General features: G+C 72.0%; 11 protein-coding genes. 5 read left to right on the forward strand and 6 right to left on the reverse strand.

Going from position 1 to position 16,350, the window contains the following annotated elements:
* Positions 1–10 precede the first annotated feature (10 nt).
* On the reverse strand, positions 11–2,902 hold the full coding sequence (gene ileS / locus I3V78_RS00760) for an isoleucine--tRNA ligase (RefSeq protein WP_204484399.1): 2,892 nt from the start codon (positions 2,900–2,902) through the stop codon (positions 11–13).
* Between the two features lie 55 nt (positions 2,903–2,957).
* Positions 2,958–4,406, reverse strand: coding sequence for a sigma 54-interacting transcriptional regulator (locus I3V78_RS00765; protein WP_204484400.1), 1,449 nt, complete (start codon positions 4,404–4,406; stop codon positions 2,958–2,960).
* A gap of 68 nt (positions 4,407–4,474) precedes the next feature.
* On the opposite strand from I3V78_RS00765, the gene I3V78_RS00770 reads away from it, so the two are divergent.
* From I3V78_RS00770 to I3V78_RS00785, 4 genes are all read left to right on the forward strand, one after another.
* Positions 4,475–5,506, forward strand: a complete 1,032-nt coding sequence (locus tag I3V78_RS00770) for a RimK family alpha-L-glutamate ligase (protein WP_204484401.1) — start codon at positions 4,475–4,477, stop codon at positions 5,504–5,506.
* 151 nt (positions 5,507–5,657) lie between these two features.
* Complete coding sequence (locus tag I3V78_RS00775) at positions 5,658–6,329, forward strand: DsbA family oxidoreductase (protein WP_204484402.1); 672 nt, start codon at positions 5,658–5,660, stop codon at positions 6,327–6,329.
* A 105-nt stretch (positions 6,330–6,434) separates the two neighbouring features.
* Complete coding sequence (locus I3V78_RS39770; RefSeq protein WP_275583468.1) at positions 6,435–7,493, forward strand: hypothetical protein; 1,059 nt, start codon at positions 6,435–6,437, stop codon at positions 7,491–7,493.
* An 87-nt stretch (positions 7,494–7,580) separates the two neighbouring features.
* Positions 7,581–8,432 carry a carboxypeptidase regulatory-like domain-containing protein gene (locus tag I3V78_RS00785; protein WP_204484403.1) on the forward strand — a complete coding sequence of 284 codons (852 nt, stop codon included), beginning with the start codon at positions 7,581–7,583 and terminating at the stop codon, positions 8,430–8,432.
* Here the strand turns inward: I3V78_RS00785 and I3V78_RS00790 are convergent.
* The 3 genes from I3V78_RS00790 to I3V78_RS00800 all read right to left on the reverse strand — a co-directional run bounded on the left by I3V78_RS00790 (position 8,429) and on the right by I3V78_RS00800 (position 12,981).
* Positions 8,429–9,532: a TolB family protein gene (locus tag I3V78_RS00790; RefSeq protein ID WP_204484404.1), complete on the reverse strand. Its 1,104-nt coding sequence runs from the start codon at positions 9,530–9,532 to the stop codon at positions 8,429–8,431. The genes I3V78_RS00785 and I3V78_RS00790 overlap by 4 nt on opposite strands.
* A gap of 12 nt (positions 9,533–9,544) precedes the next feature.
* Complete coding sequence (locus I3V78_RS00795) at positions 9,545–11,176, reverse strand: N-acetylmuramoyl-L-alanine amidase (RefSeq protein WP_204484405.1); 1,632 nt, start codon at positions 11,174–11,176, stop codon at positions 9,545–9,547.
* 200 nt (positions 11,177–11,376) lie between these two features.
* Entirely contained in the window at positions 11,377–12,981 is a 1,605-nt protein-coding gene (locus tag I3V78_RS00800) for an N-acetylmuramoyl-L-alanine amidase (RefSeq protein ID WP_204484406.1), read from the reverse strand.
* Positions 12,982–13,152: 171 nt separating this feature from the next.
* Between I3V78_RS00800 and I3V78_RS00805 the strand changes: the two genes are divergently transcribed.
* Positions 13,153–13,893, forward strand: a complete 741-nt coding sequence (locus I3V78_RS00805; RefSeq protein WP_204484407.1) for a metallophosphoesterase — start codon at positions 13,153–13,155, stop codon at positions 13,891–13,893.
* 30 nt (positions 13,894–13,923) lie between these two features.
* Here I3V78_RS00805 and I3V78_RS00810 read toward each other — a convergent pair whose 3' ends face one another.
* The gene (locus I3V78_RS00810; protein WP_204484408.1) at positions 13,924–16,116 is read right to left on the reverse strand and encodes an HYR domain-containing protein; all 2,193 of its coding nucleotides are present in this window, start codon (positions 16,114–16,116) and stop codon (positions 13,924–13,926) included.
* Positions 16,117–16,350: the final 234 nt, after the last annotated feature.

A 16,350-nucleotide genomic window follows, 5' to 3' on the forward strand; every position in this document is an offset into this window, starting at 1 on the left:
GGCGGGCGGCTCAGGCGAGCGCGTCCTGGCACTTGCCGCAGACAGGCGCGCCCTCGGCCACCGCCTCCGCGTAGGTCCAGCAGCGGGGGCACTTGGCACCCCGGGCGGACAGCACCTCGGCGGAGACGTCGCCGCCCAGCGCCTGGGTCACGTCGAGCGCCCGGGCCTTGTCCCCCGCCGCGTCCGCCAGGTCCACCTGGCTCACGATGAGCAGGCCGGGCAGCTCCGCCGCGTGGGCCTGGAGGAAGTCGCGCGCCGCGCCGCGCGCGGAGAGCACCACGCGGGCCTCCAGCGAGGCGCCGATCATCTTCTCGCGCCGCGCGGCCTCCAAGAGGCCCTGCACCGCCGAGCGCACCGCGAAGAGCTTCGTGTAGCGCTCGGCCAGGGCCGGGTCGGGCTGCACGCCGGGCTCGGGGAAGTCGGTGAGGAAGATGCTCTCGGTCTTGTCCCCGGGCAGGTACTGCCAGGCCTCCTCGGCGGTGAAGCTCATGATGGGGGAGAGCACCCGCAGGAGCACCGAGGCCACCTCGTACAGCACCGTCTGGGCGGCGCGTCGGGCCGGCCCCGAGGCGCGCGACGTGTAGAGCCGGTCCTTGAGGATGTCGAAGTACACCGCCGACAGGTCGCCCGCGCAGAAGTCCACCACCGTGGCGTACACGAGGTGGAACTCGTAGGCCTCGTAGGCCCGCTTCACGCGCGTCACCACCTCCGCGAGCCGGCCACGCGCCCACTGGTCCAGCGCGGGCAAGGCCTCCGGGGCCACCGCGTCCTTCACCGGGTCGAAGTCGTACAGGTTGCTCAGCGCGTAGCGCAGGGTGTTGCGGATCTTCCGGTAGCCCTCGCTCAGGCCCTTGAGGATCTGATCCGACAGGCGCACGTCGTTGCGGTAGTCGCTGCTGGCCACCCACAGGCGCAGCACCTCGGCGCCGTACTGCTGGATGATCTTGTCCGGGGCCACCACGTTGCCCTTGCTCTTGGACATCTTCTCGCCCTGGCCATCCACCACGAAGCCGTGGGTGAGGCAGGCCTTGTAGGGCGACACGTCGCGCGTGCCCACGGACACGAGGATGGAGGAGTGGAACCAGCCGCGGTGCTGATCGCTGCCCTCGAGGAACAGGTCCGCGGGGATGCGCTGGCGCCGGTCCAGCACGGCGCTGAACATGCACGCCGAGTCGAACCACACGTCCAGGATGTCCGTCTCGCGGCGGAACTCCGCCCCGCCGCACTTGCCGCACACGTGGCCCGGGGGCAGGAAGTCCTTCACCGGGGTGCGGTACCACACGCCCGCGCCCTCCTTCTCCACGGCCGCGGCCACCTTCTCCATCAGCTCGGGGGAGATGACGGCGTCCTCGCAGCCCGCGCAGTAGGCGATGGGGATGGGCACGCCCCAGGTGCGCTGACGGCTGATGCACCAGTCCGGACGCGTCTCGAGCATGCCCCGGATGCGGCTCTGGCCCCAGCCGGGCACCCACTGTACGCGGTCCACCTCGTCGAGCACGCGCTCGCGGAACGTGCGGCCCTGGGTGAGCGGCTGGTCGAGCGGGATGAACCACTGGTAGGTGGCGCTCAGGATGACGGGGTGGTGGCAGCGCCAGCAGTGCGGGTAGCTGTGGGCCACGGTGTCCGTGCGGGCGTTGAGCAGCACGCCGCGCTCGACGAGCCGGTCGATGACGAGCGGGTTGGCCTCGAAGACCTTCTTGCCCGCGAGCCCCTCGCCCACGCTGTCGTCGTAGCGGCCGTCGTGGCGCACGGGGTTGTAGATGTCGAGCCCGTACTTCAGGCCCACCTCGTAGTCCTCCTGGCCGTGGCCCGGCGCGGTGTGCACCAGGCCCGTACCGGCATCCAGGGTGACGTGCTCGCCCAGGAGGATCTTCCCCGTGCGCGGGTAGAAGACGTGCTGGTAGGTGCAGCCCTCCAGCTCGTCGCCGCGCGCGTAGGCGATGATGCGCTCGGGGTCCACCAGGGCCGCGGCGGCGACTTCTCCGCCCGGCACCTTCACCGTCTTCACCTGGAGCTCGTCCGCCTTCACCTCGGCGAGCACCTTGGGCAGCAGGTCCTTGGCCACGCAGATGACGCGCTCGCCCAGGGCGTAGAAGACGTACTCGTAGTCGGCGTTGACCGCGATGGCGAGGTTGGCCGGCAGCGTCCAGGGCGTGGTGGTCCAGATGACGAAGGAGACGGTCTGGCCCTTCAGGGCGGGCACGCGCTCGGCGAGCTCGGGGCCAGCCGGGAAGGCCACGTAGACGGACGGGCTCTCGTGCTCCTCGTACTCCACCTCGGCCTCGGCGAGCGCCGTCTGGTCGGTGAGGCAGAAGTACACGGGCTTCTTGCGCCGGTAGAGCATGCCGCGCCGGGCGAAGGTGGCCAGCTCGCGGATCTCCTGGGCCTCGTAGGGGAAGTCCAGGGTGCGGTAGGGGTTGTCCCAGTCACCGAGCACGCCCAGGCGCTTGAACTCGGCGCGCTGGATCTCCACGAACTCCAGGGCGTAGGCGCGGCACTGCTCCAGGAAGGTGTCCCGGTCCAGGGTGCGCTTGTCGATCTTCTTGTCCTTGAGCCGCTTCTCCACGGCCTGCTCGATGGGCAGCCCGTGCGTGTCCCAGCCGGGGATGAAGTCCACCTGGTGGCCGGCGAGGCCGCGGTACTTCACGACGATGTCCTTAAGGACCTTGTTGAGCGCGTGGCCCGCGTGCAGGTGGCCGTTGGCGTACGGGGGGCCGTCCGCGATGACGAAGGGCGGGGCGCCCACGCGCCGCCGCAGCATCTTGGCCCAGATGTCCCGGTCCCCCCACCGCTCGAGCATGCGCGGCTCGAGCTGGGCGAGGTTGCCCTTCATGGGGAAGTCCGTCTTGGGAAGGTTGACCGAGTCCTTGTAGTCCTGGGGGGGCGCCGCCGGGTCACTCATGCCTGGGCGCGTAGCATGGCCCCCACCGGGGCTTCAATGGGCCCCGCCCGGCGGCTCACCGGGGCTTCATGCCCTTGGCGTCCAGCTGATACTTCTTCACCAGCCGCTCGATGGACTTGCGGTGCAGGCCGCTCTCCCGGGCCGCGCGCGACAGGTTCCCCTCGCAGCGCGAGAGCACGCGGTTGACGTACTCGCGCTCGAAGTTCTCCAGCAGCTGCTCCTTGGCGTCCTTGAAGGACAGGTGCTCGTTGAAGGGCAGGGGCAGCTCGCGCGCCTGGCCCTGGACGCGCGCGGGCAGGTGCTGGGGGAGCACCTCCTCGCCCTCGCTGAAGGCGAGCACGTGCGAGAGCACGTTCATCAGCTCGCGCACGTTGCCCGGCCAGGGGTAGGCGGTGAGCAGGGCCTGGGCCTCGGGGGAGATGCGCTTCTTGCCGTGGCGGGCGAGCACCTCGGGGTCGGCCAGGGCGCGCTTGAGGATGAGGGGGATGTCCTCGCACCGCTCGCGCAAGGGGGGAAGTTGCAGGTGGATGACGGACAGGCGGAAGAAGAGGTCCTCGCGGAAGTTGCCCGCGGCGATCTCCTTGACCAGGTCGCGGTTGGTGGCGGCGATGACGCGGCAGTCCACCTCCAGCACGTCGTTGCCGCCCACGCGCCGCACCTCGCGGTTCTCCAACACGCGCAAGAGCTTGGGCTGCAGGTCCAGCCGCAGCTCGCCCAGCTCGTCCAGGAAGATGGTGCCCCCGTGGGCGCGCTCGAAGGCGCCCGGGCGCGCCGTCAGGGCCCCGGTGAAGGCGCCCTTCTCGTGGCCGAACAGCTCGCTCTCGATGAGCTCGGGCGGGATGGCGCCGCAGTCGAGCACCACCAGGGGGCCCTTGCCCCGGCCGCTGTGCTCGTGGATGGCGCGCGCCACCAGCTCCTTGCCCGTGCCCGTCTCGCCGCCGACGATGACGGACACGTCCATGGGGGCGATCTTCTTGATGAGCGCGAACACCTGGCGCATGCGCACGCTCTGGCCCACCAGGCCCCCGAGCTCCCCCTCGCCGTCGGGCTCGAGCACCACCTCCTCGTCGATGGGCGCGAACGTCAGGACCGAGGAGCCCGCGCGCACCTGGGTGCCCGGCGACAGGTAGGCGCGCTCGACGCGCCGGCCCTCCAGGTAGGTGCCGTTGGTGGAGTTGAGGTCCACGAGCAGCCAGCCCCGCTCGGTGGCGAGGATCTCGAAGTGGTGGCGGCTGACGGCGCGGTCCTCGGCGAGCACCAGGTCGTTGGAGGCGTGGGCCCCGCAGCGCAGCCGTTCCTTGTCGGACACGAGCGCGCGGCCCTCGTGGGGCCCGGCCGTCACCTGCAGGCGGCAGCGGCGCAGCTTGAGCGTGGCGCTGGGTTGGAGCACCAACACCTGCGTGTTCGAGCCCGCGGCCCCCGCCTCGGGGAGGACGACGGAGTCGAGCCCGTCGTCTCCCGGATTGGTGAGGATGTCATCCGGGTGGGGAGGGGGAGTGGGCATGCGAGATGGATGATAGCAAACACCACGGACGCGGCCCGGAGCGGGCCGTGGTAGGGTCCCGCCCCCCCATGCCCGCCAAGAAGGTATCGACCAAGAAGGCGTCCGTCCGGGAACCCGGTCCGGCCCCGATACACGCGGCGCAGCCCCGGGCCCCGGCCGAGCCGCCCCCGCGCCGCCCGAGGGCCAAGAAGACCGTGGTCATCCTCTCGCGCAAGCGCTCGCTGTACTCCACGCGCCGGCTGGTGGAGGCCATCAAGCAGCGCGGAGAGCGGCCCCTGGTGCTCGACACCCTGCGCTGCACCATGGTGCTCGCCCCGAGCCAGCCGCGCATGCTCTACCGGGGCGTGGACATCAAGGGCGTGGACGTGGTGATTCCGCGCATCGGCGCGTCCATCACCGGCTACGGGCTGGCGGTGGTGCACCACTTCGAGATGATGGGGGTGCCGGTGCTCAACAGCGCCGCGGCCATCTCGCAGAGCCGCGACAAGCTCCGGGCGCTCCAGCTCCTGTGCCGCGCGGGCATGGACGTGCCCCGCTCGGTGATGGCGCATGATCGCGGCAATGTCCGCACGCTCGTGCGGGAGGTGGGCGGGCTGCCCATCATCATCAAGCTGTTGCGCGGCACCCAGGGCGTGGGGGTGATGATCGCCCACTCCCTCCAGGAGGTGCAGACCATCGTCAACACCTTCTGGGACCTGGGGCAGGAGGTGGTGCTCCAGGAGTTCGTGGCCGAGAGCAAGGGCCGGGACGTGCGCGCGCTGGTGGTGGGGGACCGGGTGGTGGGCGCCATGCGGCGGCGGGCCAAGAAGGGCGAGTTCCGCTCCAACCTGCACCGCGGGGGCGAGGGCACGCCGGTGGACCTGCCGGACGCGTACACCGAGGTGGCGGTGAAGGCCGCGCGGCTGCTCGGCCTGGAGATCGCCGGCGTGGACATGCTGGAGGGCCACCGGGGCCCGCGCCTCATGGAGCTCAACTCCAGCCCCGGCTTCGAGGGCCTGGAGAAGGCGACGAAGAAGGACATCGCGGGCGGGATGATCGACCACGCGCTGCTGTTGTCCGAGCGCGGCGCGCCGCCCGCCACCGCCCGGCCCACGCTGTAGACAGGGCATGGCCCACGGCTTTGTAAAGGCGCACGAAGGCAGGCGGGCGGCCAAGCCCCATGCCTGGCCCTCCTGGGAATGGGCACGGAGCGGCCCGACCGGGGGGATTGGCAAGTGGAGCGCGGCCTTCGTAGTCTGGGCGCCCTCGCCCATGAAGCCCGCCCCCAAACCCCTGCAAATCACCGTCTACCAGGATGTGTTGTGCTCCTGGTGCTACCTGGCCGACCTGCGGCTGGAGACCCTCAAGCATGAGTTCGGCGACATCATCCGCTGGCGCGTGAGGCCCTACCCGCTGCGCGTGCACGACAAGCGGCCCACGGAGAAGGAGCTGCGCGGCCTGAGTCAGGAGGTGCAGCGGGCGCAGGAGGAGCCGGAGCCCGCGGCGCGGCTGCTCACGACGGAGCTGTGGCGCGGAGGCGACGCGCCGCGCTCGAGCATCCCCGCCCTGGCGGCCTTGGAGGCCGCGCGGCTGCAGAGCCCCTCGGCGCGCACGCAGCTCGCGCGGATGATGCAGCGCGCGGCGCTGGAGCAGGGCATCAACGTGACGCGCACGGACGTCATCTTCGAGCTGGCCAGCCGCGCGGGCCTGGACATGGGCCCCTTCTCGGTGGCGTACCACTCGGAGGACACGCGCAAGCTCATCCTCGAGGAGCACGAGCTGGCGTCGAGCCGGGGCGTGCGCGGCGTGCCCACGCTCGTCATCGCCGGCCGGTGGATGGTGTGCGGCCTGCGCGAGGTGAGCGAGTACCGCGAGCACATCCTCGCGTGCCTGGGCAAGCTGTACACCCCGCGCCCTGGCGCCGCGGACCGCGTGGTGCACTGAGTCCTCTGCGCCCGGGTTGAATTTCCCCGCCCGGAGCGCGTCCCAGTGCACGTTGACTCGATGAAATCGTGCCGGGCGGGTCCGCCGCCAGCCGTGGAGAACCTCATGCGTCCCCTGCTCGTCCTCGCCCTGCCGACCGCCCTGCTCATGGGTTCGGGCTGTGTCGTCCACGCCCACCACCGCCCCGCCTCCTACGCGGTGAGCACCTACGAGTACCGCTACATGGGCGAGCACCCCGACTCCTACGGGGGTTGGTGCACGCTGTCCTACGATCACGTGCACGACTACCTGCCCGTGGACGTCACCACGTACAACTACTCCAACTCGGTGTACGTGTACCGGGGCCCGCGCCAGGTCTGGTACTACGACTACCACCCGGGGGCGAGCGGCGACACGTGCTACCTCAACGGTCGGCACCACCACGACTACTTCCCGCGCACCTACGCGGGCAGCACGTACAACTGGGACCGCGGCCGCTCGGTGTACGTCTACAACAACTACCGGCCCGCGCCCCGGCCGAGCAACTACACCCCGCCCCCGTCGCGGCCCCGGGATCGGGACTGGGACTCCCACGACTCCCGGCCCGCGCCCCCGCCCCGGGGTGGCGGCTACACCCCGCCCCCCTCGCGGCCCAACGACCGGCCCAACGACGGCGGCGGCTACCGTCCGCCCCCCTCGCGTCCGAGCGACCGGCCCAACGACGGTGGCTGGGGCCAGGGCCCCGTGAACCGTCCGCCCCCCGGCGCGGGCGAGCCGCGTCCGTCCCCGGGCCATGACTCGGGCGGCTGGGGCTCGCCGCCTCCGGGCACGGGCACCGGCACGCGGCCTCCGGGCGGCGGCTGGGGCGGCAACACCAATCCCCCGCCCTCCTCGCCTCCGGGCGGTGGCGGTGGCCCCGTCACCCCGCCCCCGAGCACCCCGGGCAACCCCAACACGGACCCGCCCGGACGCCGTCCGGACCGCGGCTCGTCGTCCCCGGCGCCGGGCCAGGGCGGCGGCTGGGGCCAGAGTGGCGGGGGCCAGAGTGGTGGGGGTGTCTCCTCGCCTCCGTCCCGCGGCGGTGACCGGGGAGGCGACCGGGGCGGTGACCGCGGCGGCTCCTCCCGGGGCGGCGGCGAGCGGGCCCCCCGGAGCAGCGACCGCGGCCCGCGCTCCGGCCGCTAGTCCGCGCGGGACGTCCACCCCAGGACAGTGCGGACCCCTGGGGTGGATTGCCAACGCGCCAGGGCATGGAGAGCTTGGCTCTCAGCCATGAAACGTCCGAATGTCTTCTTCTGTTGTGTGCTCCTGGGACTCGCCCCGGCCGCGTGCGGCCCCGGGTTGGAGCCGGAGTCCGACGGCTCGGGCACGGCGATCGATCCGGACAATCCGACCATCACCGTCTCCGGCCGCGCCGAGGTGTTCCCCGAGGCCACGCGCCTGCTCGCGACCCAGGGCCAGGCGGCCCCCGCGCTCGACGGCTTCGGCCTCACGCTGGAGGAGCCCCTGGGCGTGGGCGTCAATGACGCGCACGCGGTGCTCGGCCAGGGCCGGGTGGAGGCCGGGGGCGGCTTCACCGTGCCGGACGTGGCCGTCAAGGGCATCCACCTGAGCCTGGCCGCGCGCGTGGAGCACGAGGGCTTCGTGCCCAGCTCCACCATCCTCTTCGACACCGTCTTCACGCGCACGCGGCCCACGCTGGACCTGGTGGACACGCGCGTGTGGGCCCTGCCCAATGCCTTCCATGACGCGCTCACGCGCGCGGTGGGCGAGCAGGCCATCCGCGCCCAGACGGGCGGCGCGGCGGGGACCTTGAAGGACGCGGGCTTCCTGCTCGGCCGCGTGGTGGACGCCAAGGGCGCCCCGCGCGCGGGCGTGCGGGTGGTGGGCGAGAACAACGACGTCACCGCCCACATCTACTACCCCAGCGCGGACTTCCAGGGCGCCAACCAGAAGCTCACGAGCGAGACGGGCCTCTTCGTCTACGTGCACTCGGGAGGAGCGCCGGACGTGTTCGGGCTCGCGGTGAAGGGCGAGAAGGCCTACCTGACGCGCAACGTGGGCGCCAGCCAGGGCTCGGCGCTCATCGTCACCTTCTACCCGGCGGACCCGGCGGCGCCCTAGCCGCCCCGGGGCACGAACCAGCGCGGCAGCCAGTCCGCGCCCGGCGACGCGGTGAGCCGGGTCTGGCCGCTGCCATCCGCGCGCATCAGGAACAGCTCCACGTCCCCGAGCCGGTCCGAGACGAACACCAGGTGCTTGCCGTCCGGGCTCCACGCCGGCTGGTCATCCACGGCCTTGCCGTCCGTGAGCGCCACGGGCTCGCCGCCCGCCGCCACGTCCGCCACCCAGATGCGCGCCTTGGTGCCCGGCGAGGGCGCCACGAAGACGAGCTTGCGCCCGTCCGGGCTCCACGCGGGCTCGCGCTCCTCGCCGAGCTTGCCGCTCCCGGACACCGCGCGCAGCGTCGTGCCGTCCGGCTTGAGCACGAACAGCCGCACCCGGCCCTCGCGGTCGCTCAGGAAGGACAACCACTGGCCATCCGGGCTCCACTGGGGCGCCATGTCCTCCTTGTGGAAGGTGGTCAGCCGGCGCACGTCCGAGCCATCCGCCTTCATCACGAAGACTTCCGGGTCGCCCTCGCGGCTGGACACGAACGCCACCTGGGTGCCGTCCGGGGACACGCTCGGCTCGAAGTTGCCCTCGCGCGCCGTGGCCAGCCGCGCCACCTCCGCGCCCGCGCGCGGCGCCTGCCGCACCACGTCGCTGAAGCCCTCCGCGTCCGACTCGGCCACGAACCAGCCGCCGTCCGGGGACCAGCTCGGGTTGCGCGCCCGGCCCCGCGGCGCCGTCACGTCCACCGGAGCGCCGCCGCCCAAGGGCACCAGCCGCAGCTGCTCCACGTGCTGCCCCTGGGTGTCCGACGCGGCCACCACCAACAGCGCCGAGCCGTCCGGAGACGGCGCGGCGGGGTACTCGTCCTCCGGGCCCCGCGTGAGCTGGGTCTGCTCGCCCGTGGCGGGCCGCACCAGCCAGACATCCTTCTGGGGCGCCCGCTCCGACACGAACGCGATGACGCCGGGCAGCCCTCGGCGCTCCGACTCGGACAGGGGGCCCGTGGAGGCACCACACCCGCCCGCCCTGCACCCGGCCAGGGCCAGGGCGCACACGGCCCATCGCCGCGCGCCTCCCCGTCCCCGACCCTTCCGCTGCTCACGCGTCATCACGCCCCACCACTACCGCACGCGGATGGCGTCCGCGATGACGACGTAGCCGTCCGCGGCCCAGCGGCTCACCTGCACCTTGTTCCAGCCCGCGGTGACGGGGAAGGAGCCCACGGTGTTCCAGGTGCCGCCGTTGGCCTGCTGGTTCACCTTGAAGTCACCCACCTTGGTGCCCGAGGCGTTGAAGAACACGAAGGGCGCCGCGGCCGAGCGGTTGGTGCCCGCCGTCCACCAGGCGTCGATCGTCTTGGTGCCCGCGCTGGCCGCGTACACGTAGAACGTCGCCGCGTCCGACACCGGCGCCGTGTTGGCGAAGAAGTAGCCCGAGCCGTAGTAGCCCGGCGTCGAGGTGGCCGACACCCAGTTGGCCGACACCTCGATGTAGCCCTGCGCCGTGTCGTTGTTGCTGTTGTTGCTGTCGATGATGAGGCCGCCCGTGGACGGCGGAGGCGTGGTGCCGCCCGAGCCGCAGTAGCCCTTCACCTTGGAGAGGTAGGAGCTCCAGGGCCAGTTGGCGCCCGGGTCCGTGCGGCTCGCGGGCTGCAGCTTGCCGTGCGCCACGATGTGGTAGCTGTCGACGGGGACGCCGTTGTCCTTGGTGATGTTGCAGGTGAGCTTGGCCGAGGCCTCGATCTGCCCCGACGGGAAGCTCGACTGGCTCGCCGAGCCGCCGTGCTCGATGCCCACCGAGAAGTTGTTCACCGACGTGCCCTTGAGCCCGGCCTCCGCCCCGCCGTTGAGGCTCGGGTCGTACGTGGCGCCCACGTGCCAGCCGCGGCTCGCCTCGCGCACCAGCTGGGAGATCTCCGAGCCGCTCTCGTTCACCACGTAGTGCGCGCTCACGCCCGAGGCCGTGTTGGTCAGCCAGCTCCAGCAGCTCGAGTAGGTGCCCTCGCAGGTGTGGATGACCACCATCTGCACGCCGCCGCCCGAGCCCGTGGGGCGGGCGTTGTAGTTGGGCGAGGCGCGCCAGATGGACGCCGCGTAGTCCGGGCCCGCCGCCATGGCGTGCACGCTCGGCGAGGCGAACTTCGCCTGCACCGCGCTGGGCATCAGCGACACCGCCACGTCACCGGCCGGCGTCTGGGCCACCACGCCCTCGCGCATCACCCCGTACACGCTGCGGTGCACGTACTGCGCCTGGGCCTCGGGGTTCGAGATGCCGCTGAGCTTCACCACCACCGGCGCCCACGCGCCCACGTCCTCACGCGCGATGCCCTCGGCCTGCGCCCACGAGCCCAGCAGCGCCGCGGCCGCCCGGATGTTCGCCTCGGGCTCGGTGCGCGCCTGCTCCACGCTCACGCCCGCCAGACGCGCGCCCTCCACCAGGTTCTCCCCGCGCAGCGCCATCAGGCCCGAGGCCGCCGGCATGCCGGGGAACTCCTCGTGGCCCTGGATCATCTCGAAGCGCGTCTCGGCGTGGGCGATGGCCTTGAGCAGGTCCGCCGGCACCCCGAAGTCCTGTCCCGCGCGGGCGAACGCCGCGTCCAGCTCGTACGGCGTGCGCTGGGCCTCGATCTGCGCGGGCGTGCGCGCGTCCTCGACGGCGGCGGGAGCAGCGGTTTCCTTGGACTCCTGCGGACCACAGGCGGCCAGGGACAAGGCCAGGGTGGCGGCCACGAGTGGCTGACGGAACGGGCGCATACGAGCACTCCTCTGGGGGATTGGACGGCGGCTCGGCCCCCTCCTGGGGGCGAGAGGAGCTCAAAATGCCTTGTCCGAGATCCCAAGGGAAGCCAGTTTTTCTCGGAAAGTGATTTTTGGAGAGGAAAATGACAACGGGGCGGTTCGCCCTCGGACCCCGAGGAGAACCGCCCCGCGTGAGCGTCACCGCGTGTGGGGAACTAGCGCACGCGGATGGCGTCGGCCATGACCACGAAGCCCGTGGTGGTGTTGCGGCTCAGGCGCACCTTGTTCCAGCCCACGGTGACGGTGAACGTCCCCAGGGTGTTCCAGACGCCGCCGCCGGTCTGCTGGTTGGCCTTCACGGTCTTCACGAGCGTGCCCGCGGCGTTGACGAACTCGAACGGGGCCGCCGCCGAGCGGTTGGTGCCCTGGGTCCACCAGGCGTCGATCGTCTTGGTGCCCGCGGTGGCCGAGTAGAAGGAGAACACGGCCGGGTCCGTGGCGCCGCTCGCGGTGTTGCCGAAGAAGTAGCCCGAGCCGTAGTAGCCCGCCGTGCCGGAGGAGCCCGTCCAGGTGGACGGCACGGTGAAGCTGGCGCGGGCGGCGTCGTTGAAGGCGTTGTCGCTGTCGACGATGAGCGGATCACCACAGATTTCCTTCACCCGCGCGATGTACTGCGTCCAGGGCCAGTTGGCGCCCGGGTCCGTGCGGTTGTAGGGCTGCAGCTTGCCGTGGCCCACGATGTGGAAGGCGTCGCGCGGCACGGCGTTGTCCCGGGTGATGTCGCAGGTGAGCTTGGCCGAGGCCTCGATCTGTCCCGCCGGGAAGCTCGTCTGGCTCGCCGAGCCGCCGTGCTCGATGCCCACGGCGAAGTTGTTCACCGACGTGCCCTCCAGGTGCGTCATCTGGTCGCCGTTGAGCGAGCTCACGTAGGTGGCGCCCACGTGCCAGCCACGGCTCGCCTCGCTCACCAGCTGGGAGATCTCCGAGCCGCTCTCGTTCACCACGTAGTGCGCGCTCACCCCCGAGTCCTTGTTGACCAGCCAGCTCCAGCAGCTCGCGTAGCTGCTCTCGCAGGTGTGGATGACCACGACCTGCACGCCGCCGCCCGCGCCCGTGGGGCGGGCGTTGTAGTTGAGCGACTCGCGCCAGATGGCCGCCGCGTAGTCCGGGCCCGCCGCCTGGGCGCGCACGCTCGGCGAGGCGAACTGGGCCTGCACCTGGCTGGGCATCAGCGACACCGCCACGTCACCGGCCGGCGTCTGGGCCACCACGCCCTCGCGCATCACCCCGTACACGTTGCGGTGCACGTACTGCGCCTGGGCCTCGGGGTGGGTGATGCCACTGAGCCGCACCACCACCGGCGCCCACGCGCCCACGTCCTCGCGCGCGATGCCCTCGGCCTGGGCCCACGCGCCTAGCAGCGCCGCGGCCGCCCGGATGTTCGCCTCGGGCTCGGTGCGCGCCGCCTCCACGCTCACGCCCGCCAGGCGCGCGCCCTCCACCAGGTTCTCCCCGCGCAGCGCCATCAGGCCCGAGGCCGCCGGCATACCGGGAAACTCCTCGTGCCCCTGGATCATCTCGAAGCGCGTCTCGGCGTGGGCGATGGCCTTGAGCAGGTCCGCCGGCACCCCGAAGTCCTGGCCCGCGCGGGCGAACGCCGCGTCCAGCGCGTACGGCGTGCGCTCGGCCTCGCGCTGCGCGGGGGTGCGCGTGTCCTCCACGGGGGCGGACACGGCGGGCTGCGAGGTCTCCTGCGGACCACAGGCGGCCAGGGACAGGGCCAGGGTGGCGGCCACCAACGGTTGACGGAACGGACGCATGGGAGACTCCTTGCTCGGCGGGGGGACAGCGGAGGGAATGAAACGCGACACCATACATTTTCTGTCACTACAGGAAAAGTCCGCCTTAATTGGAATGCCAAGCAGTCAGGGGAGAGCCCGGAAAAGGCGACCGGGCCACCGCGCGAGGACGGGTTGGGTTAGGAGGAGGGCATGCGTCTCTTCGCCATCGGCGACACCCACCTGCCCTCCACCCGCAACAAGGACATGCACCGCTTCGGCTGGACGGAGCACCCGCTGCCGCTGCAGCGCGCCTGGGACGAGAAGGTGCGCCCCGAGGACGTGGTGCTGGTGGTGGGCGACATCTCCTGGGCCACCCGGCCCAACGAGGTGCTGGAGGACCTCAAGTGGCTGGACGAGCGGCCGGGGCGCAAGGTGCTCGTGCGCGGCAACCACGACTACTGGTGGGGGGACTCGGCCGCCAAGCTGCGTCGGCTGCTCGAGCCGTACAAGACGATCGAGAACTTCCTGCACAACAGCGCCGTCGTCATCGGCCGGTGGGTGATCGCCGGCACGCGGCTGTGGACGGCTCCCGAGGCGCCCCCCATGCCCGGCGGGGAGATGGGCGACGAGGGCGGGGACGCGGGCTACGTGGAGCGCGAGACGCGGCGGCTGGCCACCTCCATCGCCGACGCGGAGAAGAAGGAAAAGGAGAGCCCGACGCCGCTCACCCGCGTGGTGGCCGTGCATTTCCCCCCCCTGTACGCCAACGAGAAGCCCACCGCCTTCACCGGGCCCATCGAGGCGTGGAACCCCAAGGTCTGTGTCTACGGACACCTGCACGCCGGCGGCATCCCGGCGGGCTTCACCGGGGAGCGCGCCGGCATCCGCTACGTGCTCGCCTCGTGCGACGCGGCGGGCTTCACCCCGCTGCTGCTCGACGGCGAGCCCTGAGGCCCTGAGTCCCCCGGGCGGGGGCCCGTCTCACGGCCCCCGCGACAGCACGGGCTTCCAGGCGCGCGTGGCGTCGTCCGCGCCCAGGCAGGTGCGCCACTGCTCGCCGCTGTCGGTCGCGGGCGCGCCGCGCTCCACCGGCACCCCCACCGGGCAGATGCCCCGGGTGCGGTTGCCCGCCGCGTCCTGCACCTCGAAGTGCAGCGAGTACACCCGGCCATTGCCCGCGGCGGCCCGGTCCACCTTCACCTTCACGGTGGTGGCGTCCAGGAAGACGATGTCCGGCGCGCCCGCGCCCTGGGCCTCGTCCGAGGCCACGCAGGAGATGGACGCCGAGGCGCCCGTCTGGGTGAGCCCGCCGCTGCACCGGTCGTACACGGTGATGCAGTCCTCGAGCCGCACCGTGTGGTAGTCGCCGCTCACCGGCCACAGGGGCGCGGGCGGCGTGAGGGTGACGGCGGGCGGCGTCACGTCCACCACCTGGATGGTGGAGGTGCACGTGGACGCGTTGCCCGAGGCGTCCCGGGCCGTGTAGCTCACGGTGCTCGTGCCCAGCGGGTAGAAGTCCGCCGCGGGGCCCGCGAGCGTCACCGGGGAGCACGTGTCCGAGCCCTTCGCCGCGCCGGGCGTCACCCAGGCGGAGTTGCGGCCGGTGCACTCGGCCAGGACGGACTCCGGGCACGACACGGCGGGCGCCTTGGTGTCCACCACCACGGCCTGGGTCGAGCACGTGGCGGTGTTGCCGGACGCATCCGTCGCCGTATAGGTGAGCGTGTGCGAGCCCACCGGCAGCGCGCCCGCCTTGGGCGGCGCCACCGGGGCCGCGCCGCAGTTGTCCCGGGCCGTCGCCTCGGGCGGCTGCACCAGCGCGACGCCCTCGGACGTGCACTCCACCTGGAAGGACGCGGGGCACGTGAGCGCCGGGGCCTCGCAGTCGCGCACCGTCACGTTGGACCAGCACGAGTCCTGCTTCCGGCCATCCGACGCGGTGACGCAGACGCCGTGCGTGCCCGGCGCGTAGGGGCCCACCGGGTGCGCGTCCCAGGAGATGGAGTCCCCGTCCGGGTCCACCGCCGTGGCCATGCCGCTCGGGCTCGTGGCCACGCACACGCCCGGGTCCGTGCACACCGAGACGTCCTGGCACGTGGCCACCGGCGCCCGGTTCTCCTGGGTGCACGTGGCGCTGCAGCCATCCCCGCTCACCGTGTTGCCGTCGTCACACGCCTCGCCCGGGTCCACGTGCCCGTTGCCGCACACGTGGCAGTCCGTGTCGTCCCAGTCCACCTGGCCATCGCCATCGTTGTCCTTGCCGTCCGCGCAGTCCTCGGCCGAGAGCACCACCGAGGTGCCACCGAGCATCACCGGCTGGCCCACGTGCGGGTGGTAGGCCTCGTCGTTGACGGCGAGCACCTGCAGGCCCGAGTAGCCGCTCGGACCGGTGAAGACGTTGTGGAAGGACTTGTGGCTCAAGTCCACCGCCGTCAGCGTGGGCACGAAGGCCTGGAGCGCCGCAGTGGGCTCGGCGATGTCGAAGGAAGTGTCCACGGTGGTGAGCGGCACCGGCAGGAAGCCCCAGCCGCCCTCCACGCCCGCCTGGGTGAGAGCGAGCAGCGAGCCGCCCTTCTCGTTGACGAAGCGCGCCAGGTCCGCCTGGCGCTCGTTGAGGGTGGCGATCTGCCGCACGGACAGGCCGCCCAGGGTGTGCTCCCCCGCCGAGGGCAGGTAGACGAAGGCGTACTGGGCGAAGTCCACCCGGGAGATGTCCTCGGTGGAGCGCGCGTGGGTGACCTGGGCGCCGGGGCCGCCCTGGGCCGGGTCGTTCCAACTGTTGAAGGCGATGAGCGCCTGGCGGTCGTTCACGCCGATGGCGAGGATGCCCTTGCCCCCCGAGCGCGAGCGCTTGAGCGCGTCCTTGAACAGCGCGGGGTAGAGGCCGCCACACAGCGCGCCCTCGCAGTGCCAGAGGTCGTCCGCGTCATCGCCCGTCACCACCACGAAGCCGCCGCGCGCGGGCGTCGTCGGCGGGGTCGTGGGGGGCGTCGTCGGCGGGGTCGTGGGCGTCGTGGGACCGGGACGGCCGCCCGAGGAGGTCCCATCGTCCTTGCCCGGCACCGGCGAGTGCCCATGGCCCGGGGGCTTCGAGGGGTACACCTCGGTGGGCTCGTCGTAATAGTAGTAGCCCCCGCAGCCGCTCGCGGTGCTCACGAATGTCAGCAGGGACACCGACATCCCCAGCCAGGGGCGGAGACGCGGAGAACGGGCGGGCGGAGTCGGTCGGAGCATGGTTTTCCCCAACGTGGGCAAACAAATGCCCACGGGCTGGGGGCCATCAGTAGGAACTCCCGACCCGCCCGGCGAGGGGGCGAGCGCTGATTCTTCCCGAGAACCATCCGCTATCCGACAGATACTGACACAACACGGTCGAGGGAGCGCGCGGCAGTCGTCAAGACAACGGCG

This window comes from Archangium primigenium (assembly GCF_016904885.1).
GTDB classification, from domain to species: Bacteria; Myxococcota; Myxococcia; order Myxococcales; family Myxococcaceae; genus Cystobacter; species Cystobacter primigenius.

Excerpts from the sequence above, each read along its gene's own strand:
- ileS (WP_204484399.1), bottom strand. The coding sequence starts at position 2,902 with ATGAGTGACCCGGCGGCGCCCCCCCAGGACTACAAGGACTCGGTCAAC.
- I3V78_RS00765 (WP_204484400.1), bottom strand. The coding sequence starts at position 4,406 with ATGCCCACTCCCCCTCCCCACCCGGATGACATCCTCACCAATCCGGGA.
- I3V78_RS00770 (WP_204484401.1), top strand. The coding sequence starts at position 4,475 with ATGCCCGCCAAGAAGGTATCGACCAAGAAGGCGTCCGTCCGGGAACCC.
- I3V78_RS00775 (WP_204484402.1), top strand. The coding sequence starts at position 5,658 with ATGAAGCCCGCCCCCAAACCCCTGCAAATCACCGTCTACCAGGATGTG.
- I3V78_RS39770 (WP_275583468.1), top strand. The coding sequence starts at position 6,435 with ATGCGTCCCCTGCTCGTCCTCGCCCTGCCGACCGCCCTGCTCATGGGT.
- I3V78_RS00785 (WP_204484403.1), top strand. The coding sequence starts at position 7,581 with ATGAAACGTCCGAATGTCTTCTTCTGTTGTGTGCTCCTGGGACTCGCC.
- I3V78_RS00790 (WP_204484404.1), bottom strand. The coding sequence starts at position 9,532 with ATGACGCGTGAGCAGCGGAAGGGTCGGGGACGGGGAGGCGCGCGGCGA.
- I3V78_RS00795 (WP_204484405.1), bottom strand. The coding sequence starts at position 11,176 with ATGCGCCCGTTCCGTCAGCCACTCGTGGCCGCCACCCTGGCCTTGTCC.
- I3V78_RS00800 (WP_204484406.1), bottom strand. The coding sequence starts at position 12,981 with ATGCGTCCGTTCCGTCAACCGTTGGTGGCCGCCACCCTGGCCCTGTCC.
- I3V78_RS00805 (WP_204484407.1), top strand. The coding sequence starts at position 13,153 with ATGCGTCTCTTCGCCATCGGCGACACCCACCTGCCCTCCACCCGCAAC.